Genomic DNA, 21,753 nt, shown 5'->3' with positions numbered 1-21,753 from the left:
GTCGCACGGCACCGTGGCGGCGGGACCTGCGCCCTCCTGACGCAGTTGGCCGGCGTGCCCAGATGGGGATGCTGCCCCTTGGCGCCAGGAGGGCGACTCAGGCTGCCGGGGGGGCGGGCGGTGGGTCTGCGTGCGCGCGGTCAGAACCAGTGCAGGCAGTGCGGGGAGCGCTCGGCGTGGAAGAGTGCGTCGGCGAGGGTGGCCGCGCCCGGGTGGTGGGCCCGGATGTGTCCGGCGCGCACGAGCGTGCTCGGGGCGGTGCCACCGAGGTAGACCGAGCCCAGGTCGCGCACGTCCAGGGACAGGTCGGGCTCCCGGTCCGTCGGGACGCAGTCGGCCTTGCCGTCCCGGACGGTCAGCAGGTAGCGGCCGTGCTCGCCGAGGAACGGGTCCTCGACGTCGAGGACGAGCCGGCCGTCCATGAACCAGCCGCGCGCGGTCAGCGCACCCGGGACGTCCAGCAGCCGCACCCAGAGCCAGTCGGTGTCGCCGCTCACCTCGCCTGCGCGGAAGTTCGCGAGCCGCCAGCGCAGCGGGTGGTCGGGCGGGACGTGCCGGAACACGACCCGAGAGACCAGGTCGTGTCCGAGTACGAACCGGGCCAGGGCCGTGAAGACGGCGTCATCGGTGGCGATGGTCTCGTCGACCGTCAAGGTCTGGGCCTCACCGATCGAGTAGCTGGCGTACCCGTCAGGGACGCCGTCGGCGTCCCGGTGAACGGCGACGTAGCGCGGCGCCGGCGAGATCGGGGGCTGCCCTGCGCGCAGGGCCCACCAGCGGTGCGGCCGGGACAGCGCGCCGGGCTGTGCGCGGCGGTACCGGTCGTAGACCGCTTCCAGAGTCTCGCCGCACTCGGCACGGCGCAGCACCTCGACGGAGCCGTCGTCCGAGCCGGCGACTGGTGCGTCGGCCACTGCGCGCGCCCGGGGAGCGGCGAGGGCGGCCTCGTGGCGCTGGACCGTCAGCCGCGCCGTGTAGGTCGCAGGTCCGTAGCCGAACCTGCCGTAGATCGGGGCCTCGGAGGCCAGCAGCACGGCGAGGATCTCCCCGCGGGCGCGCAACTCGGCGAGCTGATGCCGCATCATCGCGCTGAGCACGCCCTGGCGCCGGTGCGAGGGCAGGACGCCGACGGCGGTCACCCCGGCGGCCGGGACGAGGGTCTCGCCGGGCAGGGTGAGTTCGAAGGCGTGCGCGGCGGCGGTGCCAACGGGCCGCCCGTCCGCCGTCAGGGCGAGCAGGCAGCGGTCCGTTTCGAGCGCCGACCACCACAGTCCGCCGCCCTCGACCGGGGTTTCCGGGAAGCGCCCGAACGCGGCATGGACGGTGTCGACGAAGACGTCAAGGTCCTCATCGGTCGTGGAACGGATCTCCATTGCCGCCGCTGCCTCCTCGAAATACCGGCACCACGACTCGTGATGTCCTGCCACAGTGCAGCGTTGACCCGTGGCCGGGGCAAGCGAATTACGGCCGGGTCCGCGGCCGGTCACCGCACAACCCGGCCCCGGGCGGCCTCAGCCCTTGACGGCCTCCGCGATCTGCAGGGCGGCCTGGGCGGGCGTGAGGTGCGTGGTGTCGACGACCTCGGCCTCGTCGTGCAGCCATGTGCGTGCCGCCTCGGCGTAGGGCTCAAGGTATCTGAGGCGGAACGGGGAGTTGGGGCCGAGAACGGTGTCCCCCGCGATGCGCCCGCGGAGGGTTTCCTGGTCGGCGTGGAGGACGAAGTGCCGTACCGGGATGGCGTGTTGGGCGAGGCCCGCGCTGATCTCGCGCCAGTACTGCTCGACCAGGACAGTCATGGGCATCACCAGGGTGCCGCCGGTGTATTCGAGTACCCGGCGGGCGGTCTCGACCACGAGTGGCCGCCACGGCGGCCAGTGCTGGAAGTTGTCCGTCTCCGGCAGCCCGGGTGTGATGTCCATGAGCGTGACGCCGACCTTCTCGGCGTCGAACACCCGTGAATCCGGGAGGAGCGACTGCACGAGTGCACTGGTCGTCGTCTTGCCTGCGCCGTGGGTGCCGTTGAGCCATACGATCATGGGCCCGACGATAGCGGCGTGCGGACCGCGGGCCGGTGCCGGTCACGTCACAGAACGGGCACAGCAGAGCCTGGCCGTAGGCGGCGGGCCGGCTTCGAGCAAACGCACCCCTCAATACGTCACACTCCCCGACCGGAAATACCACTCGGGAATCAATCAATAGGCACTCCCCCAGACTGCACTTCCGTCACACGAATTGGTCACATAATCCTTCTTTGTCAACCGAGGGAAATCCATTGCCATTGCGTCGAATTCCACTTACGATGAATCGCGGCCCTCACCTGCCGGAAGATCAAGAATTCATTCCTGGCGACGGCACGGCGATATCACGTATCACCGCAGAGCCTCACTCGATTCACCACCCTCGCGTTTCACGCGATGCGACATTTGCGTCTCCATGAGAGCCGCCCTCCGGAACACGCGCGTCGCGAAGCTCTTGGGGAGGTGAGGCGCCGCGAAGACCCTTGCGGGCGGACAACAGGAATTCACGGACAATCCCCAGGAGGAAAAAGGCCGCACACGATGCCGCAAGGTAATCCGGAACATCGCCGCCGAGGTGACCACCGAAATGTTCACCGACGAGATCGACGACGGGAAGGGAAGCGCCGACACCACGAGAACAAGACCCGGTCGGTCATCCATCGCCAGTCCCACGCAAAAGGACTCCGCTGCCCTTCCGAACCGCGCTGCGGCATTCCGCCGCAGCGGGCCACAGGGTATCCGCGAAGTTGAGGACCGGTGTTTTTCTGATGTCGTCTTCCATGTCCCCCGCAACAGGCCGGCGGAAACTGCGCACGAAGATCCGTCCCAGGTCGGTGGCGGCCGGCCGTCAACGCTGGCACGTCGCCATTCTCTTGGGGCGCCCACGGGCCGCCGCGTCACTCGCCGATCTGCTCTGCGAGACCCCGGAGATCACCGCCGTACGAACGAGTCCGGTGACCGGAAAAGTTCTCATTTCCCATGACCCGGCGGTCAGCCGAAAAGCGGTGAAGGCTCATCTCCGGCAGGCGCTCCTGCGGATTCCCGGCCCGCTGGGGAAGGGAAATGGCTGCGGCAGCCCGCGGCAGGCCGACGGGCCGGTCGAACTGCTTCCGGGTGCGGTCGTCGGAGCGACCGCCCTCCTCGTCCGCCGCGTCCGGCGGAGACCCAACGACCCGGGCGATACCGGCACTTCCCCGGCCGACGCCGCTCCGCCGCAGCGACGGGTCCTCGCCAAGGTCGCCCAGCGGCACAAGGGCAAGCTCGTCCTCGCGTCCTCGCTCTCGGTGGCCGCCCAGGTCACCGAAATCATGGTCTACCTGCTCATCAGCTGGATGCTCGTGGTGCTCTTCCGGGGCGGGATGCCGGTGCTGTCCAGCCTCGGACTGGGCGGCGCCGATGCGCAGTTGTGGACCCTCGCCGGTGCGGCGGCCTTCCTGCGCGCCACGGTGACGGCCCTGTCGTACGGCGCCGCCATCTCCTGGCGGGCGCTGGGCGAGGAAGTGGCACACGAGTGGCGGTCCGCAGTCCACCCGCACGTACAGCAGCTGGAACTCGGCCGGCTCGAAAGCGAGCGGACCACGCGGATAGCCGGTGTACTCACCGAGGACGTCCACCAGGTGGGCAGCTTCCTCGCCACCGGTCCGCACGAGGTGCTCCAGCTGGTCGCCTGTCTCCTCATCATGGTCCCGTCCTATGTACTCCTCGCACCCCAGATCGCCTGGGTCGCCATCCTGCCGGTCCCGCTCGTCGTATGGCTGTCCCTCCGTCATCAAAAACGCTCGGCCACCGGATACGCGGCGTCCGCCGACAGCAAGGCGCGACTGAACAGCCAGGTGGCCAACAGCCTGGAGGCGAGCGCCACGGTCAAGAGCTTCTGCACCGAGGAGTACGAGGCCGCCCGGATCCGGGAGTTGAGCGACGACTACCGCCGAGGCAGCCACCGGACCGGCCGCACTGCCGCCCGGTACGCCCAGAGCGTGCACGTCTGCGCCGCCACGTCGTACATGGGGACCATCCTCCTCGGCGGCAATACGGTGCTGAGCGGCGCGCTCTCGCTCGAAGTGTTCAACGCGCTGTTGGGCCTGCCGCAGTACGTCGTCTGGAAACTCACCACGCTCGGCAACACCGTCGAGCAGTACCAACGGGCCGTGGCCGCCGTCGACCGGGTGGAGCGACTCGGGAAACTGCCCGTGGAGCCGGACGTCAACGGCCGCCGCCTGAACGCCCGTCAGGTGAAGGGCGAGGTGATCCTCGACCGGGTCACCTTCTCCTACCCCGGGTGCCCGCCCACCGTCCGGGATCTGTCGCTGCGCATCCCACCCGGCAGGACCACCGGCATCGTGGGCACCACCGGAGCCGGGAAGACCACCGTCGCCAAGCTCCTGATGCGTTTCCACGCCCCCCAGTCCGGACGCGTCCTGCTCGACCAGCAGGACATCCGGGACCTGAGCCTCGAAGACCTGCGAAGCACCATCGGTTTCGTCACTCAGGACGCCTTCCTCTTCGACGGCACGATTCGCGACAACATCCGCTACGGGAGCTTCGACGCCGGCCACGACGCGGTCGTCAGGTCCGCGCGGATGGCCGCGGCGGACGAATTCATCGAAGCGCTCCCCGCGCGGTACGACACGCTGATCGGGGAGGGCGGGGCCAGGCTCTCCGGCAGCCAGAAGCAGCGGATCGCATTGGCCCGCACCTTCCTCAAGAACCCACCGGTCCTGGTTCTCGACGAGGCGACCTCAGCCCTGGACAACGAGACCGAGGCCGCCGTTCAGCGCACACTGCGCGGATTCGCCCAGGGCCGGACGCTGATCGTCATCGCCCACCGCCTCTCCACCATCCGCCACGCGGACCGGATCTACGTCATGGACAGGAACGGCTTCCTGGCGGAGAAGGGCACCCACCACACCCTGCTCGAACGCGACGGCCTGTACGCCTCCCTGTGGCGATTGCAGACCGGCGCCATCCAGCACCCTCAGCACCGGCTGACTCCGTCGCGCCGCCGCCGTGACCGGTAGCGGCTGCGGAACGCCACCGGCACGGGGCCTGACAGGCTCTGCCGAACCTCGGCGGAGACGGTGCCGACGCGTGGCGGGCGCGGCCGTCGAAGGAGGGCACCGCCCGGCAAGATGACGCCGTTCTGCCGGAGCTTCGAGCCGGACGAGCCCATATCTCGCTGCTCATCGAAGGTTCTTGGAGCGGAGCCAGGTGCGGATGGCTTCGATGTGTTGAGCCTTGCTCTCAAGCGGCAGCCAGTGTCCTGCAGGCACCGGCGCCACGGTGAGATCTGCGCAGGCCGCGCGCATCGGATCGCCTTGGCAGTTGCCCGAGATGTTGCAGATCGCGTCCCACTCGCCGTTGACGAACAGCACCGGCTGCGTCAGGCGCCCGCCGTCGGGTGCTTTGCGCGCGTAAGCGATGTTGGCGTCGTCGTTTGTGTACCACGCAGAGGGAGGACGGAAGCCGTGAGTGGCGAACGCCTGCACCAGGGTGTCGAAGTCCGCCGGTGGCCAGAGAGCCGGATCGGCCGGCGTCGGCGGTGCGTGGTGCGCGGCGCCGAAGCGTCCGCCGTCGCGTGTGACCGTGGCCGTCGGTGAGATGGCGCCGATCGCGGCGGGGCTGCCCGGTTGATAGACCGATGCCAGCGTTGCCGCCGGAGCCGCGTCAAGGTCGGCGACCGCCGCTTCGAAGTGTGTCGTGTAGTAGCGGTAGTAGTCCCACTGTCCGTCCGGATACCGGTCGGCCGGGTAGAGCTGACGGTCGACCAGGGGTACGAGCGTGGCCAGGCTGTTGGCGGTGGGGTGGTAGGCCCACGAGGTCAACACCACGCCGCGGCACCGCTCCGGCTCGTGTGCGGCCACTGCTCCCGCCACGACGCTGCCCCAGTCGTGGCCGATCCAGACCGCGGTTCTGCCGCCGAGATGGTCGTGGAGCTCCGTCAGGTCCGTCACGACCTCCTCGACGGTGTAGGCGTCGGTATCCGCCGGGGCGGAGGATTCGCCGTACCCGCGCAGATCGGGCGCGACGCAGTGCCACCCGTCGGCAGCGAACGCCTCCATCTGGGCCCGCCACAACAACCCGATGCCCGGCCACCCGTGGAGGAAGAACATCAGCGGTCCATCGGCCGGTCCGCACTCCAGGTAGTGCGTGGTGTGGCGAGGCGTGCCGAAAGTGCGCGAGACCAACGGCGGTGCGCTATCGCGCCGAACATCGTCCTCGCCATCCCGTCGACGCGCGTGGGCGGTCCCGGCGACGAGAGCGAACAGGACCAATGCGATGTCCAGGGCTCCATACACGACGGCTGTTGGTTTGAGCCCGAATCGCTCGACAGCGAGCCCGGCGGCGAGCGCAGGCACGCTGAAGGCGAGATAGCTGACGATGTACATCGTCGCGAACACCTGGCCCCGTCGGGCGATCGGTGCCGCCTCACCGAGGGCATGGACGGCGAACCGGAACGTCGCCCCGAACCCGAATCCCGCGATCAGCGACCCGACGACGTAGAGCGGCAGTACACCCGTCGGCATGGCCGCGATGGTGACCAGGACGCCAATGGCGAGGGGCCCGAGGCCGAACCATGCGCGGTGTCGTGGCGGAGCGAAGGCCGACGCGACAGTGCCCGCCGTCCCTGCGACGAAGAAGACGCCGAGGATGACGCCCGCGGCGAAGTGGCTGTGCACGTCGAGGACGGTGGTGAGGATCGACGATCCGAGCGAGAGGTACAAGCCACCAAGGGCCCACGTCGCACTGATCGACGGCAGCAGTGCGACGAAGACCGGCCGTGTGGCCCGCGGGAGTTGAGCGCTGGGCAGCAGTGACCGCCACATCGCTTCCCGGGTCGGCGAGTCGGATCGAGCTTGCTCGGGAACCAGCCAGACGAGTGCCGCGAGTACCAGGTACACGACGGTGAGGATCCAGAAGACGAGTTGGCGGGGCAGTGGCGCGAACTCCACCAAGCCGCCGGCGAGGACAGCGCCGATCGCTATCCCCAAGGAAGGGACCGCGCTGCTGATGGTCGAGCCGAGCCGGGGGTTCGGCGCGGACTCCATGATCAGGGCCGTAGTGGCGCCGGCGGCTGTCCCCACGGCAAGCCCCTGCACAATGCGCGCGGCCATCAGGCCGCCGACGCCTGTGGCGACGGCGAAGAGCAGCATGCCCAGAGCGAGCAGCATCAGGGCACCGCAGGCGACAGGCCGACGGCCCACCCGGTCGGAGACCGATCCGACGGTCAGCAGGGCGGCGAGCAAGGCGAAGACGTAGACGGCGAAAACGACCGTCAAGGTGAACGTGGAGAGGTCCCACAGGCGCTGATAGACCGGGTAGAGGGGGGACGGCGCCGAAGCGGCAGTGAGCGTGGCCGCGCCCACGGCCCCGGCCAGGAAGAACGAAACCGAACGGTTGGGCACGCGACCTCCATCAAAACGCAATGATCTTTGCTTTAACCCGGGCGGCCCATCGTAGTAGAAGCAAAGATCTTTGCGTATGCTGGTGACGTGCCTCACCATGCAGCCGCCAGCCGCCCCGGAGGGCGGAGCAGTCGAGTACTGACCGCGATCTACACCTCAGTCGGTGAACTCGTGGGCGAGGGCGCCGAAAAGATCACGTTTCCCGTGGTCGCCGAACGGGCCGGGGTCAACCCGACGACGCTCTACCGACGCTGGGACAGCGTCCACGCTCTCCTTGAGGAAGTCGCTGTCGCCGCCCTGACCCGGGACGGTGAGTCAGCGCCCGACACCGGATCCCTCCAGCAGGATCTGACCGAGTGGGCGCAGGTCATCGCCCGCGACATCACACGTCCCCACCGAGCCCGATACCTGCGCGCGATGGTGTCGGCCCGCACCGGGATCGTCGCGAGTTGCCCGGTCACGGAGAAACGGCGCGAGCAGGCATCGGATGTGGTGAGCCGGGCCCGCGAACGCGGTGAGAAGACACCGAGCGTCCCGCAGATCCTCGACCATGTCATCGCACCTCTGTACCACCACGTCGTATTCGCCTTGCCCGTCGATCGCGAGTACGCGCGACGCCTGGTCCGCGATGTGCTGGCCATGGCTGAGTGACAGCCTCGGCGACGTCGACGACCGGCCCGGCATGGTCGCGCGGTGCCCGGTGCCCAGGGCCGCGAAGGGTCTCAGCATGTCAGCAGACGATGGATTCGCCCTGCTCACAGGGGTGCGGATGCGTCCGGGACGGGACTGTGGGTTGATGGCTGTGGGGTGTTTCGGGGGTGTCGTGGGGGCGTCACGTGGGCCCGCTCCTGAGGCCGGGGCCGGGCCGGATGAGGAGCTCGACATGACGTCGTTGAAGGGCAAGGCCGCTTTGGTAACCGGTTCGTCGAAAGGGCTCGGCAGAGCCGTCGCACTGCGCTTCGCCGAGCGCGGAGCGGACGTCGTCATCAACTACTCGCGCGACCAGGCGCCCGCCGACGAGGCGGTGAAGCAAGCCACCGCCTCCGGGGTCCGCGCCATCGCCGTCCAGGCGGACGCCTCGGACGTCGCACAGATCGACAAGCTCTTCCGGACCGCCCTCGACACCTTCGGCAAGCTCGACATCGTGATCGCCAACGCCGGGATCGAGAAGGTCAACATCCCGGTCACCGAAATCACCGAGGACGACTACGACCTGCTGTTCCGGGTCAACACCAAGGGCCCGTTCTTCGTGCTCCAGGCCGCCGCCCGCCACATCGCGGACGGAGGCCGGATCATCAACATGGCCTCCAGCTCGACGTCCAGACCCCAGCCCGGCCTCGGCCTGTACGGCACGAGCAAGACAGCACCCAAGTACCTGGTGAAGGTCCTCGCCCAGGAGATCGGCCACCGGGGCGTGACGGTGAACTCGCTGCTGCCCGGCCCGATCGACGGAGCGGGCATCTTCACCGGCGTCAGCGACGACGACCCCTACAAGAAGGCACTGCTGGAAACCATCCCGATCGGCCGGCTCGCCACCCCCGAGGACGTCGCGGACGTCGCCGAGTTCCTGGCGAGCGACCAGTCCTTCTTCCTCACCGGCGAGGAAATCCTGATGAACGGCGGCTCCAGCAACTGACACCGCGCCGCCCGCCTGCCCCACACCGTCATGGCGCGGGGCTTCCAGACGCGGCCTTCCCTACGGGCCGCGCAGACGGACGGAGAACGGTACGGACGGAGAACGGTACGGACGGAGAACGGTACGGACGGAGAACGGTACGGACGGAGAACGGTGATGAGTCCATCGACAATGACAGCGGTACAGGTGACCGAAGCCGGCCGCCCCTTCGAGGTGGCCGAACTCCCGGTGCCGGAACCGGGACCGGGCGACGTCCGGGTGCGGGTGCGCGCCTGCGGGGTGTGCGGCGGTGAGAACCTCGCCCGCTTCGGCCTGCTCGGCGTCCGGCTGCCCCGGGTGCCGGGCCACGAGATCGCCGGTGAGGTCGACGCCGTCGGACCGGGAGTGAGCGCCTGGCAGCCGGGCGACCGGGTCGGTATCGGCTGGCACGGCGGCAGTTGCTTCGTCTGCGGCCCCTGCCGCCGGGGCGACTTCACCAACTGCGTGGCGGGCACGATCGTCGGCCTCTCGTACGACGGCGGCTACGCCGAGTACGTCGTCGCACCCCAGGACGCGCTCGCCCGCGTCCCGGACGCGCTCTCCTTCGAAGAGGCCGGACCGCTGATGTGCGCGGGCATCACCACCTTCAACGCTCTGCGCCACTGCGGCGCGGGCCCAGGCGACACCGTCGCGGTCCAGGGCATCGGCGGACTCGGCCACCTGGCGGTGCAGTTCGCGGACAAAATGGGCTTCCGCACAGTGGCGATCAACCGCGGCCGGGCCAAGGAGGACATCTCCCGGCGCCTGGGCGCGGACGCGTACATCGACAGCGACGAGGGCAGCGCAGGCGAAGCGCTGGCCAAACTGGGCGGAGCAGCCGCCGTCATCTCCACCGCCGGTCACAGCCCTTCCCAGGCCGACCTCATCCAGGGACTGGGCCCCAACGGCCGCCTGGTGGTGATCGCCACCGGCCAGGAACCGATCCAAGTGAACCCCGAACTCCTGGTCTTCGGCCGCCGCGCAGTCGCCGGCTGGTACAGCGGCCACGCCAAGGACAGCGAGGAAACCATGGCCTTCGCCGCCCTCAAAGACATCCGCCCCATGGTCGAGACCCACCCCCTCGACCAGGCCGAAAACACCTTCCAGAACATGAGCAAGGCCAAATACCGCGCCGTCCTCATCCCATAGCACAGGGGCCACAGGCTCAACTCCCGAGCACACCGGCCCCACGCCCGGCAGACGGCAGCCCGGGGCTCACGACACGGGCCGCTCCGGCATCGGCTGCTCCGGGCCGCCGGCCAGCTCCAGCGTGCATCTGGGCCCGGTCGGCACGAGGTGAGGTTCGCGTACCCGGACCCGGAACGGGCGGACGGGCTCATCGGGCAGCTCGCCGGTCAGCAGGGTCATCCCCGGGCCGTGCTTCTCCTGGTACGCGATCACTTTGCCGTTGACCAGCAGCTCGATCTCCCCGTCCCGGCCGCGCCCGACGTTCACGGTGATCGAGTGGCCGCCCTCATCCAGGTGGAAGTGGTGGCTCCGCCCCATGGCACACCTCCCACAGCGCCGTCCACACGCCCGGCGCAGGCCGTACGTCCGGTTCCGTACGCCCGGTCCGTACGTCCAGCCTAGATCCAGCGATCCGGTACCCGCTGGCTGCCGGCGGAGGGAGTACGAGAGCGACAATTGTGGTGAATGGCGAGCAGGTCGGTTCACGGAGCGCAGGTCGCGAGGTCCTGCCCGGATGGACCGGGTGCCGGGCCTGCGGGAGACGACGATGAACGGCTCGGTCCGTATCGGACATGTTGTCGGGGTACCGCTGCGGATGCACTGGAGCGTGCCGCTGCTGGTGTTCCTGTTCGCGTACGCGCTCGGCCACCAGGTCCTCCCCCTCTCGCTCCCGGGCCGCTCGGACGCCGTGTACGCCCTCGCCGGTGTCGCGGGCGCCGCGCTGCTCATGGGCAGCCTCCTGCTCCACGAGGCGGCCCACGCCGCGACCGCCAGGAGGAAGAAGATCACGGTGCAGGACGTGACGCTGTGGGCGCTGGGCGGCGTGACACGGATGGGACGGCCGCAGACCGCACCGTCCGCCCTCGCGGTCGCGGTCAGCGGGCCACTGACCAGCCTGGTCATCGGCGGCGCCGCGCTCGGAGCGGGCATCGGGCTGGCCAGGCTGTCCGGCTGGGCGGTGCCCGCCGTCGTCCTGGTGTGGCTCGGCTGGGCGAATCTGCTGCTGGGCGTGTTCAACCTGCTGCCCGCCGCGCCGCTCGACGGCGGACGCGTGATGCAGGCGCTGCTGTGGTGGCGCACCGGAGACCGGGAACGCGCCGATCTGGCGGCCTCCCGGGGCGGCCAGATCATCGGCGTGCTGCTGGTGGCCGTGGGCTGGATCTCCGTACTGCGCGGCGCGCAGAGCGGGCTGTGGCTCGTCTTCGTCGGCCTGTTCATCATGCTCGGCGCCGCATCGGAGCGACGGCGTTCCACTCTCCACGCGGCGCTGCACGGAGTGCGGGTGGCCGACGCCATGTCCAGCCCGGTGGCCACCGGCGCCGACTGGCTGACCGTCCAGCGCTTCATCGACGAGGTGGCGGTGCACGCCCGCCATTCCGCTCTGCCGCTGCTCGACTTCGAAGGGCGTCCCAGCGGAATCGTGCAGCTCCGCAGGCTCGCCGCGCTACCGGCAGCTCGCCGGGAGACACTGCGGGTACGCGAGGTCGCGACCCCGCTGTCCCAGTGCGCGGTCGCCGCTCCGGACGACCTGCTCAGCGAGGCCCTCGACAAGCTCAGCCTGCGAACCGGGGCACGCATCCTCGTCGTGGACACGGGTCACCTGGTGGGAATCGTCACCGGGAAGGACATCTCCCGGCTGATGCAACGGCACACCCTGGGCGGCGGCGGGACCGGCTGATCCCGGGCCGGGCTTCCCGCCCGGCTCCGGGCCGTCGGGGAGGACAGCGCGGTGATCGGCCCGTGGACTCCCCCGATCTCACATGTTTCCGAGGTCGTCGGCCACGGTGGAGGTCGGGGTGTGGAGGATGGCGTCGAACGCCTCGATGACGGGGGTGTGCAGGTAGGCGCTTTGGATCCGGATGCGGTCGGGGCCCGGAGCGAGGCCGGCGTTCCCTTGGGCCTGCGGGCGTGCCTGGTGGAGATCGGCGACGCTGAGCCCGAGTTCGGCGTCGGCGAAGGCGGCCTCGATGCTTCCCGGCTCGGCCGGCTCCAGCGCGGTGGTGTCGATGGTGAAACCGAAGCGTGCGTTCTCGTCGCGGGGCATGTCTGCGGTGTGTCCGGTGGTGCTCGTCAGGCCGATGGCGAAGTAGTCATCGCCGAGCGCGCGGTGCAGGTGCTGGCCCATGGGGAGTCCCGTGAGGTGGCCGTTGAAGGAGATCGGTGTTTTCTGGATGTGGGCGTTGTGAGCTGCCAGCACGACGCGGGTTCCGGGGCCGTAGCGCTCCAGGTGCCACAGGACCGAATCGGCCATGTAGACGTCGCGGGCCGATGTGTCGGCGGCCAGCCCCTTTCCGGCGAAGAGGTCGGCCATGGCGCGGAAGGTGTAGTCGGCGTGGCAGGCGCCTTCGAGGCGGCGCACGGCGATGTCGTAGCTGTGCTGGTCGCCGCGGGAGACGTACAGCGGTTCCACGGAGCGGAACCGGATGAGCAGACGCGTCAACGTCGCGCTGAGGGCGTCCTGTTCGGCGGTGGCCAGGCGTGCCCAGGCGGGCGCGGCGACGGCCCCGGAGCCACCGGCGAACGTTGCGGCGATCCGCATCGCCTCCTGGACCGCCGGCAGGGTTTCGGGGTCGATGTGGCGCAGGTAGTCGGCGATCGGAGCCAGGGCGGGAAGCAAGGACCCACCGGCCGCGGGGATGTCGATGCCCGCGAAACGCACCGGCGATGAGGCTGTGCGGTTGTGCCGCCGCATCCAGCGCAGCGGTTCGTCGACTCCTACAGGGATCGCTGTGGCGAGGTGGGCCGACAGCTCATCGTCCGCTCCCTCGCCCTGGGCCCAGGCGTCGAGGGGGAAGCCTTCGCTGAAGCCGTATTCGAAGGCCAGCACGGTGAAGCCGCAGCGTTCGGCCAGGAACCGCAGGATGCGCTCGCGCATCGCTGCGAACTCGTCGATGAAGTGGGAACTTTCGCCGATCGCGACGACGCGGGCGTCGCCGATGATGGCGCGCAGCGGCTCCAGGTCGTCGAGCGGCGCCGCACGGTCGAGGTGGGTGAGCGGGACGGCATGGGCGCGAAGCCAGTCGGCGAAGGGGTCGTGGCGGGACGAAGCAGGCATGCAGGCAGCTCGATTCTCGGTAGCGGGTGTGGATGGATCGCCGATGCGGGAGACGGCGGACGCGAAGATCTCCGCAGGTCACAGGCCGGTCTCCGCAGAGCCGGGCGTCCCGTGCCGGGACCGTTCAACGGCTCGTCGCGCTGCGCGGCGGTGTGTGTCCGGGCGCCGCGTTCTCCAGGTCGTCGATGCTGCCGGACATGATCGTGCGGAGGTGTTCGGTGAGGTGCGGGAGCGGCCAGTCCCACCAGGCCAGTGCGAGGAGGCGGTTGATGTCGGCGTCGCTGTAGCGGCGGCGGATGAGGCGGGCGGGGTTGCCGCCGACGATGCCGTAGTCGGGGACGTCGTCGACGACGACGGACCCGGAGGCGATGATCGCTCCGTGGCCGATGCGGACGCCGGGCATCACCATGGCCCGGTATCCGAACCAGACGTCGTTCCCCACCACGGTGTCGCCCCTTCCGGCCAGACCGGTGATGAGGTCGAAGTGCTCGGACCAGGAACCGCCCATGATGGGGAAAGGGAACGTCGAGGGGCCGTCCATACGGTGGTTGGCGCCGTTCATGATGAACCGCACACCCTCGCCCAGCGCACAGAACTTCCCGATGACCAGCTTTTCCGGCCCGTAGTGGTACAGCACGTTGCGGGTCTCGAACGCGGTCGGGTCATCGGGATCGTCGTAGTACGAGAACTCTCCGACCTCGATCAGCGGCGAGGTGACCAGCGGCTTCAGCAGCACCACTCGCGGCTGCTCGGGCATCGGATGCACCGCGGTCGGGTCGGCGGGAACAGGCGGCATCACTGATTGCTTCCTTCCTGAAGGGGTGTCTGCGGGTCCGGAGGACCTCAGCGCTCGCCGGCGGACGTCGCAGTCGCCTGCATGGGGGCAGGTGGGCGGCCGTCGGCTCCGAGTCAACCGGCGATCACGGCGACGATGACGAGGGCGCCCGACCGGCACCGCGAGCCGGTCGCGGCCGGGCGAACGCTTCGGAAGAGCATCGATCTCCGCTAGTGCGACAGCTGCTGCTTTAAGATACTGCCATGACGCCGTCCCCCTCAGCAACGGATTACCAGTGACGACTCCCACCGGCCCAAACCCAGGCCCAGAGCCAGAACCAGAGCCAGAAGGCACCAGGCCGCCGACCCGTCGCCGACCCGGGGGCCGCACCGCCCGCATTCGCAGGCAGGTACTCGACGCAGTCCTCGCGGAACTCGGCGAACACGGCTATGACGGGCTCACCACGGACACCGTCGCCGCCCGCGCCGGCGTGCACCGCACCACGGTGTACCGGCGCTGGGGGGACGTCGGCGGGCTGCTCGCCGACGTCCTCGACGCGGCGAGCGACGACGACTGGCAGCCACCGGACACCGGCTCACTGGAAGGCGACCTGACAGCGCTGAACCAGGAGATCCAAGCAGCCCTGACCGCACAGCCACCGATCGTGGCAGCACTGATCGCCGCCTCGTTCCGCTCCGAGAAAGCCGCCCACGCCCAACAGCGGCTCTGGGAGGACCGGTACGCCCGCTGCGAGATCGTCGTCAGCCGGGCTGTCCGGCGCGGCGAAATCCCACCGCACACCGACGCTCAGCGGCTGCTCATCACCGCCACCGCGCCCCTGTACCACCGGCTGGTGCTCCTCCGCACACCACCCGACCCGCAACTGCCCGGCCACGCAGCCAGAACCGCCGCCCTCGCCGCAACCGCCGGCGCCTTCACCGAACCCCCGTCAACGGACAACATCTGAGGGGGACTTCACCAGGAAGCCTGCACTCTTCGCGGTGACGCCGACCCGGGAGCGCCCGGGTCGATCGCGTTCGTCATCGTCTTGCCGACGGTTCATCAGTAAGTGCGAACTCGCGTTTGTCAGCTGGTTGGGCCGGATGGGCGTGGATACGGTCGCTTGCGTCGTCCACGAGGGGCGGCACTCGTCGTGTGCTGCACGCGCCCAGGCCGTCCCGGCCGTCATGCGCCGGTACGGATCGCGGTCGGGCAGTTCCTATGGGAGTGGACATGAGTCTTGTAGGGCGTAAGACCGTCGCGGTGATGGCCGCGGCTTTGGCGTCGCTGGGCGCGGGGAGCGGCGTCACCGCGTCCGCGGCCACCCCACCGGTCGCGTCGTGCAGCGGTACGGAATGCCCCAGCCTGAAGCCGGCCAGGCTCACGACCAGCCAGGCCAGCCTGAATGTCACGCAGATGCAACTGGAGAACATCCAGGCGATGGCGTCCGACGCGATCACCGGGGAGCCCATCCGCGGCGCGAAGATCGTGTTCGCCACCATCGGCGGCCGGACGCTGGGGGCGGCCTACACCGACTACGACGGCGTGGCCGCGATCACCGCCCCGGAGAACCTGGGCCCCGGAACCCTCCAGGAGCTGCTGGGCGGCTACGACGCCGCGATGATCGGCGACGGCATCCACACCCCGGTCGGGGCCCACGGAGCGATCACCGTCGGCATCGACCAGGGCCCCGGTGTCCCGGGCTCCCCGTGCGCCATCTGCAGCGACCGCGGGCTCAAGCAAGACGTGGTGCCGGTCGACTGGAGCCGGTAGGGGTGGGTATCTTCCGCCGGCGGTCCCGGGCGGCCGACCGCATCGGCCCGGACCGTCGTCCGGCCGGTGCGCGGGAGAGCGGCGCTGTGGCCCCGGTCGGTGCGGTCAACGGCTACGCGGTCCTGGAAACCGTGGCCGCGCTGCCCGTCAGTACCTGGCGCTACCTCTGGGAGCCCGAGGACGTGCGTCACCTCGGGCCGATGGCCCAGGACTGGCACACAGCCTTCGGCTTCAACCAGGACGACACCAAGATCCCCGTCGTCGACGGCCTCGGCGTCGCCCTGGTCTGCGTCCAGGCACTGCACCGCCGCGTGGAAGAACTCACGGCCGAAGTGGACCGTCTGCGAGAAGCCGCGAGCGTGGACCCGCCCGAGAGCGCGTGACGACGCCGGACGGCCTGCTGTGACGCTCCGGTGGCCGGAGGGGCGGACGGTCAGGTCAGTGCCCACGAGCCCGTCCCGGACCGAGCACGGTCCACGGTCATCGCCCGGCCCCTGAGCGGGCTCGGAGCGTCCGCCCCTTCCGAACACACCCGTCGAGACCCAGAAGGCAGGACACCTTGGCACCACACGACACCGTGACGGGACCGCCCGAAGCGATGGATCAGCGGTCGGCGGTGTGTACGGACGCGATCTGGCGGCTTCCGGTGACGGTCTGCCGCATCACCCAGTTCCTGGGTGAACGGGCGGCCGGCGCCTTGCTGGAGCGCGCCATCGCCTCCACCGGCGACACGTTGAAGCCCTCCATGATTCGAGACCGGGAGGTGGTCCCCGACTTTCGCCGGTCCCTGTCGTGCCAGGACTTCGCCGCGCCTGAGCTGATGGCCGCCATCGATGAGGTACTGGAGGCGGTCGAGCACACTCTGGGCGTCTCCTGCCGGTACACCGAACCCGACTACAGCCTCAACCTGCACAACGACGGCGACTTCTACCGGCCGCACCAGGACACCAGCGCCGAGTTCGCACCCCGGCGTCTGCTCACGTTCGTCTACTACCTGCACCGCACACCCCGGCCTTTCGACGGGGGCGCACTGCGCGTGTTCGACGTCGCCCTCCCGCTGCACACCGAGACAGCCGGGAAGTGGGAGGAGCGCACCTGGCGGGACTGGGAGCCCGAACACGACAGCATCGTGTTCTTCCGCCCCACCGCCTGGCACGAGGTACGCCCGGTCAGCTGCCCGAGCAAGCAGCACGCGGACAGCCGCTTCGCCATCAACGGCTGGCTGTGCAGCCCTGACCCGCACGGACCGCGGGGAGCAGCCGTCACGACGTGATCCCCATCCGCGCGCGCAGAGCGCAGGGGACCGTCCCCTCATGACCGCAACGTCTCCGAAGGCGGCTCCCCGAACTGCCGGCGGTACGCGAGTGAGAAGCGGCCCGGGTGCATGAAGCCCCAGCGGGATGCGACGGCGGTGACAGTCGTGGCGCCCGGGTCGGAGGCCAGGAGTTCCTTGCGTACCTGGTCCAGGCGGACCTCGCGAAGGTACGCGAGCGGTGTCGTGTCGAGGTGCCGGCGGAAGCCTTCCTGGAGGGCCCGTACCCCGATGCCGACGTATTCCGCGATCTCCGCGACCGTGAGCGGCTCGGCGGCGTGCCCCTCGATGACCTCCATGGCGCGGCGGACCGCGGGCGGCGCGATGCGCGGCTGTTTGCCGAGCAGCGCCGGCGTGTAGTTGTGGGGCTGGGCCATCAACAGCTGGGTCATGAGGAGCGATTCGAGCTGTTGTGTCACGACGGGCCGGCTCGTCATGCCGCCAGGCCCCTCTGCCTCCCGGCGCATGAGGTCGACGATGTTGAGCCAGGAACGGGATCCCGGGGTGGTGAGGTTCATGCCGAGCGAGAAGGAGATCGGGCGGCGCACGGTGCGGCCGAGCAGGCTGCCCAGGTGCGATTCCAGGGATGATCGGTCGAACCACACGATCAGTTGCGGATTGCCGTCGCCCCAGAGCATGTCCAACTTTCCGGTCGGAGAGGGGACGGAAGCGAGTTCGGGAGAGGAAATGATCTCCTCCCGGCCGCAGGTGATTTCGGCGTACCCCGCGAGCGGGATCTGGACGAGGAAGAAGCTCTCCAGGTCACCCGGGGTGATCCGGACTTCCGTTCCGTAGTCGAGGTAGTACAGCCCTGTCCGGTCGAAGGGCGCGCCGTGCAGCCGGGCGTCGAGCGTCGCCGAGCGCTGCGTGATGCGCAGTTCGTGCGGACAGAAAGCTCGGCCGACCTCGGCCCGTGCCTCCCAAATGTCCGCTGTGTGGAACCGTTGGCGGTTTGCGAGAGGTGGCTCTTCAGCGGGCATGTGAACCTCCACCGCCGAGGTGCGCGATCGGGACAGCGACCCGCGTGATCCGGATAGCGCAGATGATCTTGCCATACCAAGGTTGGTCCCTGACCGCCGCGGGCCGAGAAGAATCCAGGGAAGCAACGATGCAGGGAGTGCCGGGCCGGACTGCGCTCGTGACGGACGGAGTCACGTCCAGCGGACAGCCCGTCGCGTGCGCGCCGCATGTGCCACGCGCGACCGGTGCGGCGGGGGCCGCCGAGGCCGTACCCGCGCACGTCGCGGTCCCCTTGCCGCTGCCGCCCCGGCTCGGGCCCCTCCAGTCGGCCGGGTGACCCGGAGACCATCCCCCGGTCCTTCGGGTGACCCGGCTTCCCGCGGCTGCCCGCCCCCCCCCGGCGGGCAGCCGCATTCCGCACACCCTCCCCCACTCATTGACGCCGCCACGTCGCCGAGACGCCATCCCGGCGCACGGAACTGCACGGCACTGCACGGCACCACCTGAAACCGCACAACTCGTCCCCGGAGGTCCCCCTCATGCGCAAGATCACCATCGTCGGAGCAGGCCAGGCCGGCCTCCAGCTCGGTATCGGTCTGATCGCCCACGGTTACGACGTCACCCTCGTGTCCAACCGCACCGGAGACCAGATCCGCGAGGGCCGGGTCATGTCCAGCCAGGCCATGTTCGGCACCGCGCTGGCCCACGAGCGCAGCCTCGGCCTCGACTTCTGGGGCGACGCCTGCCCGCCGATCGCCGGGCTCGGTGTGAACATCGCCGACGGCCAGGGCGGCCGGGCGCTCTCCTTCGGCGCCCGCCTCGACGCCACCGCCCGCTCCGTCGACCAGCGCGTCAAAATGCCGCTCTGGATGGGTGAGTTCGCGCGCCGCGGCGGCCGTCTGGAACTCTGCGAGGCCGGCATCGCGGACCTGGAGCGCTACGCCGCCGAGTCCGACCTGGTGATCGTCGCGGCCGGCAAGGGCGGGATAGCCGGGCTGTTCGAGCGGGACGCCCGGCGCTCCCCGTACGACGCTCCGCAGCGCGCGCTGGCCCTGGCGTACGTCACCGGTATGGCACCGCTGCCCGACCGCCCCGGCGTCAGCTTCAACGTCATCCCTGGTGCGGGCGAGTACTTCACCATGCCCAGCCTCACCACCAGCGGCCCCTGCGACATCATGTTCTTCGAGGGCATCCCGGGTGGCCCGCTCGACTGCTTCGACGGGCTCGCCCCCGACCAGCAGTTGGCGAAGTTCCAGGAGCTGCTGCGGACGTACGTCCCGTGGGAGGCCGAGCGCTGCACCGATGTCGCACTCACGGACGGGAACGACACCCTCGCGGGCCGCTTCGCGCCGACCGTCCGCAAGCCCGTCGCCACGCTGCCCTCCGGCGCGCAGCTGCTCGGCCTCGCCGACGTCGTCGTCCTCAACGACCCGGTCACCGGCCAGGGGTCCAACAACGCCTCGAAATGCGCGGCCTCCTACCTCGCCACCATCCTGGACCACGGCGAGCGCCCGTACGACGCCGCGTTCATGGAGCTGGCCTTCGGCCGCTTCTGGGACAACGCGCAGTCCGCCACGGCCTGGACCAACGCGATGCTCGGCGCCCCGCCGCAGCACGTCCTGGAGCTCTTCGGCGCGGCGAGCGCCAACTCCCGTATCGCCGCCCGCTTCGTCAACGGATTCGACGACCCGCGCGACTTCTTCCACTGGTTCATGGACCCGGTCGCCGCGAAGCACTACCTGGATGAGGTTCATTCCTGAGCGCACGGCAGGAGATGGATCCTCGCCATCTGACAACCCGTCGTCAGAGACAGATACGTCACGAGAGCAGGACAGCAGGACATGAGAAGGATCGCGGTGATCGGCGCCGGGCAGGCGGGGGCCCAACTCGCCCTGGGGCTACAGGCGCACGGCTATGACGTCACCCTGGTCACCGACCGCGGCCCCGACGAGATACGTGGCGGCCCGGTCATGTCCAGCCAGTGCATGTTCGACACCGCGCTGCAGAGCGAGCGCGAACTCGGCCTGCACCACTGGGAGGACCGGGCCCCGGGCATCTCCGGCATCGCGTTCTCTCTCATCGGTCCGCACGGCACTCCGGACGTCTCCTGGCGCGCGCCGCTGGAGGGCCACGCCCGCTCCGTCGACCAGCGGGTCAAGTGTGCCGCCTGGCTGGAGCAGTTCGCGGACGGCCGCGGCGAGGTCGTGCTGCACGAGGCGGACGTCCACGACCTGGAGTGGTACGCCCGTACGCACGATCTCGTCGTGGTCTCGACGGGCAAGGGCGAGCTGAGCGGGCTCTTCCCGCGCGACTCCGAACTCTCCCCGTACGACCGGCCGCGCCGTGCGCTGGCTCTGACGTACGTCACGGGAACGGCGCCACGGGATGGGGAGGCCGCCGTCCACTACCGCCTGGTCCCCGGCGTCGGCGAATATTTCTCCTTCCCCGCCCTCACCACCACCGGCCCCTGCGACATCATGGTCTTCGAAGGTGTGCCCGGCGGCCCGATGGACTGCTGGGACGACATCCGCACACCCGAAGGCCACCTCGCCCGCTCACTGGAGATCCTCCACCGGTTCTTCCCCGATGAGTACGAGCGCTGCCGGCACGCCCGCCTCACCGACAGCGCGGGCGTGCTGCGCGGCAGGGTCACTCCGACCGTCCGGCACCCCGTCGCCCGTCTGGCCTCCGGCCGACACGTCCTCGGCATGGCGGACGCCGTCGTCCTCAACGACCCGATCACCGGCCAGGGTTCGAACACCGCGGCCCAGGCCGCGGCCCACTACCTCGACAGCATCATCCGCCACGGCACCGCCGAATTCACCCCGCAGTGGATGCAGCGCACCTTCGACACCTTCTGGCGCGGCTGGGCGCAATGGGCCGTCGGCTGGACCAACTCCCTCCTGGCCGACCTGAGTCCGCACCATCGCGAACTCCTCACCGCGGCGGCCGAAATCCCCTCGGTCGCAGCCGCCATCGCGGCCGGATTCGACGACCCGCGCACCCTCTACCGCTGGTGGTTCGAGGAGGCCGAGGCACACCGCTTCCTCGCCGAGAAGCGCACTCAGCACGCCGCCCGCTTCGACAGCCGCGAACTGCGCCGCGCGCTGGGCCAGTACGCCACCGGCGTGACCGTGGTGACGGCCCGCTCCCCCGACGGCCGCAACGTCGGCATGACCGCGAACTCCTTCACCTCCGTCTCCTTGGACCCGCCGCTCGTCCTGTGGTGCCCCGGCAAGAACAGCCCGAGCCTCCCGGACTTCACCGACGCCTCGCACTTCGCCGTCCACGTACTGGCCGCCGACCAGCACCACATCTCCCGCCAGTTCGCCACCCCGGCCGACGACAAATTCCGCAGCACCCCCACCACCCGCGGCATCGCCGGCACCCCTCTCCTGGACGGCGCGGTCGCCCGCTTCCAATGCCGCACCGTCCAACGCCTCGACGCCGGCGACCACATCGTCTTCCTCGGCGAGGTCGAACAGTACGAGGCCGACGGCGGCGCTCCTCTGGTGTTCCACTCGGGGTACTACCACGTGGCGACGAAGCATCCGGATCTGTGAACGAGCAGGCCGGTGTGGCCGCCCATCTGCACCACCGGCGGGTGACGCCCCGT

The 21,753-nt window shown here is 69.8% G+C and carries 18 protein-coding genes; 11 read left to right on the top strand and 7 right to left on the bottom strand.

Annotated elements, in window-relative coordinates:
• Positions 1–140: 140 nt before the first annotated feature.
• Together ACIBK8_RS08865 and ACIBK8_RS08860 are read right to left on the bottom strand one after the other, a co-directional pair.
• On the bottom strand, positions 141–1,373 hold the full coding sequence (locus ACIBK8_RS08865) for a GNAT family N-acetyltransferase (protein WP_399040975.1): 1,233 nt from the start codon (positions 1,371–1,373) through the stop codon (positions 141–143).
• A gap of 138 nt (positions 1,374–1,511) precedes the next feature.
• Positions 1,512–2,036 carry an ATP-binding protein gene (locus tag ACIBK8_RS08860; RefSeq protein ID WP_399040974.1) on the bottom strand — a complete coding sequence of 175 codons (525 nt, stop codon included), beginning with the start codon at positions 2,034–2,036 and terminating at the stop codon, positions 1,512–1,514.
• A gap of 986 nt (positions 2,037–3,022) precedes the next feature.
• Here ACIBK8_RS08860 and ACIBK8_RS08855 point away from each other — a divergent pair.
• Positions 3,023–5,035, top strand: coding sequence for an ABC transporter ATP-binding protein (locus tag ACIBK8_RS08855; RefSeq protein ID WP_399040972.1), 2,013 nt, complete (start codon positions 3,023–3,025; stop codon positions 5,033–5,035).
• 162 nt (positions 5,036–5,197) lie between these two features.
• Here the strand turns inward: ACIBK8_RS08855 and ACIBK8_RS08850 are convergent, their stop codons facing one another.
• Positions 5,198–7,420 (bottom strand): alpha/beta fold hydrolase, encoded by a 2,223-nt coding sequence (locus tag ACIBK8_RS08850; RefSeq protein WP_399040971.1) that lies wholly within the window; start codon positions 7,418–7,420, stop codon positions 5,198–5,200.
• 87 nt (positions 7,421–7,507) lie between these two features.
• Here ACIBK8_RS08850 and ACIBK8_RS08845 point away from each other — a divergent pair, with 87 nt between their 5' ends.
• The 3 genes from ACIBK8_RS08845 to ACIBK8_RS08835 all read left to right on the top strand — a co-directional run bounded on the left by ACIBK8_RS08845 (position 7,508) and on the right by ACIBK8_RS08835 (position 10,223).
• Positions 7,508–8,071, top strand: a complete 564-nt coding sequence (locus ACIBK8_RS08845; protein ID WP_399040970.1) for a TetR/AcrR family transcriptional regulator C-terminal ligand-binding domain-containing protein — start codon at positions 7,508–7,510, stop codon at positions 8,069–8,071.
• Positions 8,072–8,303: 232 nt separating this feature from the next.
• Positions 8,304–9,056: an SDR family NAD(P)-dependent oxidoreductase gene (locus ACIBK8_RS08840; protein WP_399040969.1), complete on the top strand. Its 753-nt coding sequence runs from the start codon at positions 8,304–8,306 to the stop codon at positions 9,054–9,056.
• A gap of 156 nt (positions 9,057–9,212) precedes the next feature.
• Positions 9,213–10,223 (top strand): alcohol dehydrogenase catalytic domain-containing protein, encoded by a 1,011-nt coding sequence (locus ACIBK8_RS08835; protein WP_399040968.1) that lies wholly within the window; start codon positions 9,213–9,215, stop codon positions 10,221–10,223.
• Between the two features lie 66 nt (positions 10,224–10,289).
• On the opposite strand, the gene ACIBK8_RS08830 is transcribed toward ACIBK8_RS08835, so the two are convergent.
• Entirely contained in the window at positions 10,290–10,580 is a 291-nt protein-coding gene (locus tag ACIBK8_RS08830; RefSeq protein ID WP_399040967.1) for a hypothetical protein, read from the bottom strand.
• Positions 10,581–10,809: 229 nt separating this feature from the next.
• Between ACIBK8_RS08830 and ACIBK8_RS08825 the strand changes: the two genes are divergently transcribed.
• Entirely contained in the window at positions 10,810–11,940 is a 1,131-nt protein-coding gene (locus ACIBK8_RS08825) for a site-2 protease family protein (RefSeq protein ID WP_399041217.1), read from the top strand.
• Between the two features lie 78 nt (positions 11,941–12,018).
• Here the strand turns inward: ACIBK8_RS08825 and ACIBK8_RS08820 are convergent, their stop codons facing one another.
• Both ACIBK8_RS08820 and ACIBK8_RS08815 read right to left on the bottom strand, forming a co-directional pair.
• Positions 12,019–13,317 (bottom strand): erythromycin esterase family protein, encoded by a 1,299-nt coding sequence (locus ACIBK8_RS08820; protein WP_399040966.1) that lies wholly within the window; start codon positions 13,315–13,317, stop codon positions 12,019–12,021.
• Between the two features lie 124 nt (positions 13,318–13,441).
• Positions 13,442–14,113 (bottom strand): CatB-related O-acetyltransferase, encoded by a 672-nt coding sequence (locus tag ACIBK8_RS08815; protein WP_399040965.1) that lies wholly within the window; start codon positions 14,111–14,113, stop codon positions 13,442–13,444.
• A gap of 274 nt (positions 14,114–14,387) precedes the next feature.
• On the opposite strand from ACIBK8_RS08815, the gene ACIBK8_RS08810 reads away from it, so the two are divergent.
• The 4 genes from ACIBK8_RS08810 (at position 14,388) to ACIBK8_RS08795 (ending at position 17,138) form a co-directional block, all read left to right on the top strand.
• Complete coding sequence (locus tag ACIBK8_RS08810; protein ID WP_399040964.1) at positions 14,388–15,059, top strand: TetR/AcrR family transcriptional regulator; 672 nt, start codon at positions 14,388–14,390, stop codon at positions 15,057–15,059.
• 266 nt (positions 15,060–15,325) lie between these two features.
• A complete protein-coding gene (locus ACIBK8_RS08805) occupies positions 15,326–15,865 on the top strand; it encodes a hypothetical protein (protein WP_399040963.1) in 540 nt (179 codons plus the stop codon).
• A gap of 2 nt (positions 15,866–15,867) precedes the next feature.
• Positions 15,868–16,248, top strand: coding sequence for a tail fiber domain-containing protein (locus ACIBK8_RS08800; RefSeq protein WP_399040962.1), 381 nt, complete (start codon positions 15,868–15,870; stop codon positions 16,246–16,248).
• 176 nt (positions 16,249–16,424) lie between these two features.
• Complete coding sequence (locus ACIBK8_RS08795; RefSeq protein ID WP_399040961.1) at positions 16,425–17,138, top strand: 2OG-Fe(II) oxygenase; 714 nt, start codon at positions 16,425–16,427, stop codon at positions 17,136–17,138.
• Between the two features lie 38 nt (positions 17,139–17,176).
• On the opposite strand, the gene ACIBK8_RS08790 is transcribed toward ACIBK8_RS08795, so the two are convergent.
• Complete coding sequence (locus tag ACIBK8_RS08790; RefSeq protein WP_399040960.1) at positions 17,177–18,157, bottom strand: AraC family transcriptional regulator; 981 nt, start codon at positions 18,155–18,157, stop codon at positions 17,177–17,179.
• Between the two features lie 519 nt (positions 18,158–18,676).
• On the opposite strand from ACIBK8_RS08790, the gene ACIBK8_RS08785 reads away from it, so the two are divergent.
• Positions 18,677–19,897, top strand: coding sequence for a styrene monooxygenase/indole monooxygenase family protein (locus ACIBK8_RS08785; RefSeq protein WP_399040959.1), 1,221 nt, complete (start codon positions 18,677–18,679; stop codon positions 19,895–19,897).
• 81 nt (positions 19,898–19,978) lie between these two features.
• The gene (locus ACIBK8_RS08780; protein WP_399040958.1) at positions 19,979–21,700 is read left to right on the top strand and encodes a styrene monooxygenase/indole monooxygenase family protein; all 1,722 of its coding nucleotides are present in this window, start codon (positions 19,979–19,981) and stop codon (positions 21,698–21,700) included.
• Positions 21,701–21,753 lie beyond the last annotated feature (53 nt).

The sequence above is a fragment of the Streptomyces sp. NPDC050161 genome (genome assembly GCF_044460025.1).
GTDB lineage: Bacteria > Actinomycetota > Actinomycetes > Streptomycetales > Streptomycetaceae > Streptomyces.
This window is presented reverse-complemented; position numbering and strand designations above follow the sequence as displayed.

Bases quoted from the DNA above. Each gene is read 5' to 3' on its own strand.
- ACIBK8_RS08865 (WP_399040975.1), bottom strand. From the start codon at position 1,373: ATGGAGATCCGTTCCACGACCGATGAGGACCTTGACGTCTTCGTCGAC.
- ACIBK8_RS08860 (WP_399040974.1), bottom strand. From the start codon at position 2,036: ATGATCGTATGGCTCAACGGCACCCACGGCGCAGGCAAGACGACGACC.
- ACIBK8_RS08840 (WP_399040969.1), top strand. From the start codon at position 8,304: ATGACGTCGTTGAAGGGCAAGGCCGCTTTGGTAACCGGTTCGTCGAAA.
- ACIBK8_RS08835 (WP_399040968.1), top strand. From the start codon at position 9,213: ATGAGTCCATCGACAATGACAGCGGTACAGGTGACCGAAGCCGGCCGC.
- ACIBK8_RS08830 (WP_399040967.1), bottom strand. From the start codon at position 10,580: ATGGGGCGGAGCCACCACTTCCACCTGGATGAGGGCGGCCACTCGATC.
- ACIBK8_RS08825 (WP_399041217.1), top strand. From the start codon at position 10,810: ATGAACGGCTCGGTCCGTATCGGACATGTTGTCGGGGTACCGCTGCGG.
- ACIBK8_RS08820 (WP_399040966.1), bottom strand. From the start codon at position 13,317: ATGCCTGCTTCGTCCCGCCACGACCCCTTCGCCGACTGGCTTCGCGCC.
- ACIBK8_RS08815 (WP_399040965.1), bottom strand. From the start codon at position 14,113: ATGCCGCCTGTTCCCGCCGACCCGACCGCGGTGCATCCGATGCCCGAG.
- ACIBK8_RS08805 (WP_399040963.1), top strand. From the start codon at position 15,326: ATGAGTCTTGTAGGGCGTAAGACCGTCGCGGTGATGGCCGCGGCTTTG.
- ACIBK8_RS08790 (WP_399040960.1), bottom strand. From the start codon at position 18,157: ATGCCCGCTGAAGAGCCACCTCTCGCAAACCGCCAACGGTTCCACACA.
- ACIBK8_RS08785 (WP_399040959.1), top strand. From the start codon at position 18,677: ATGCGCAAGATCACCATCGTCGGAGCAGGCCAGGCCGGCCTCCAGCTC.
- ACIBK8_RS08780 (WP_399040958.1), top strand. From the start codon at position 19,979: ATGAGAAGGATCGCGGTGATCGGCGCCGGGCAGGCGGGGGCCCAACTC.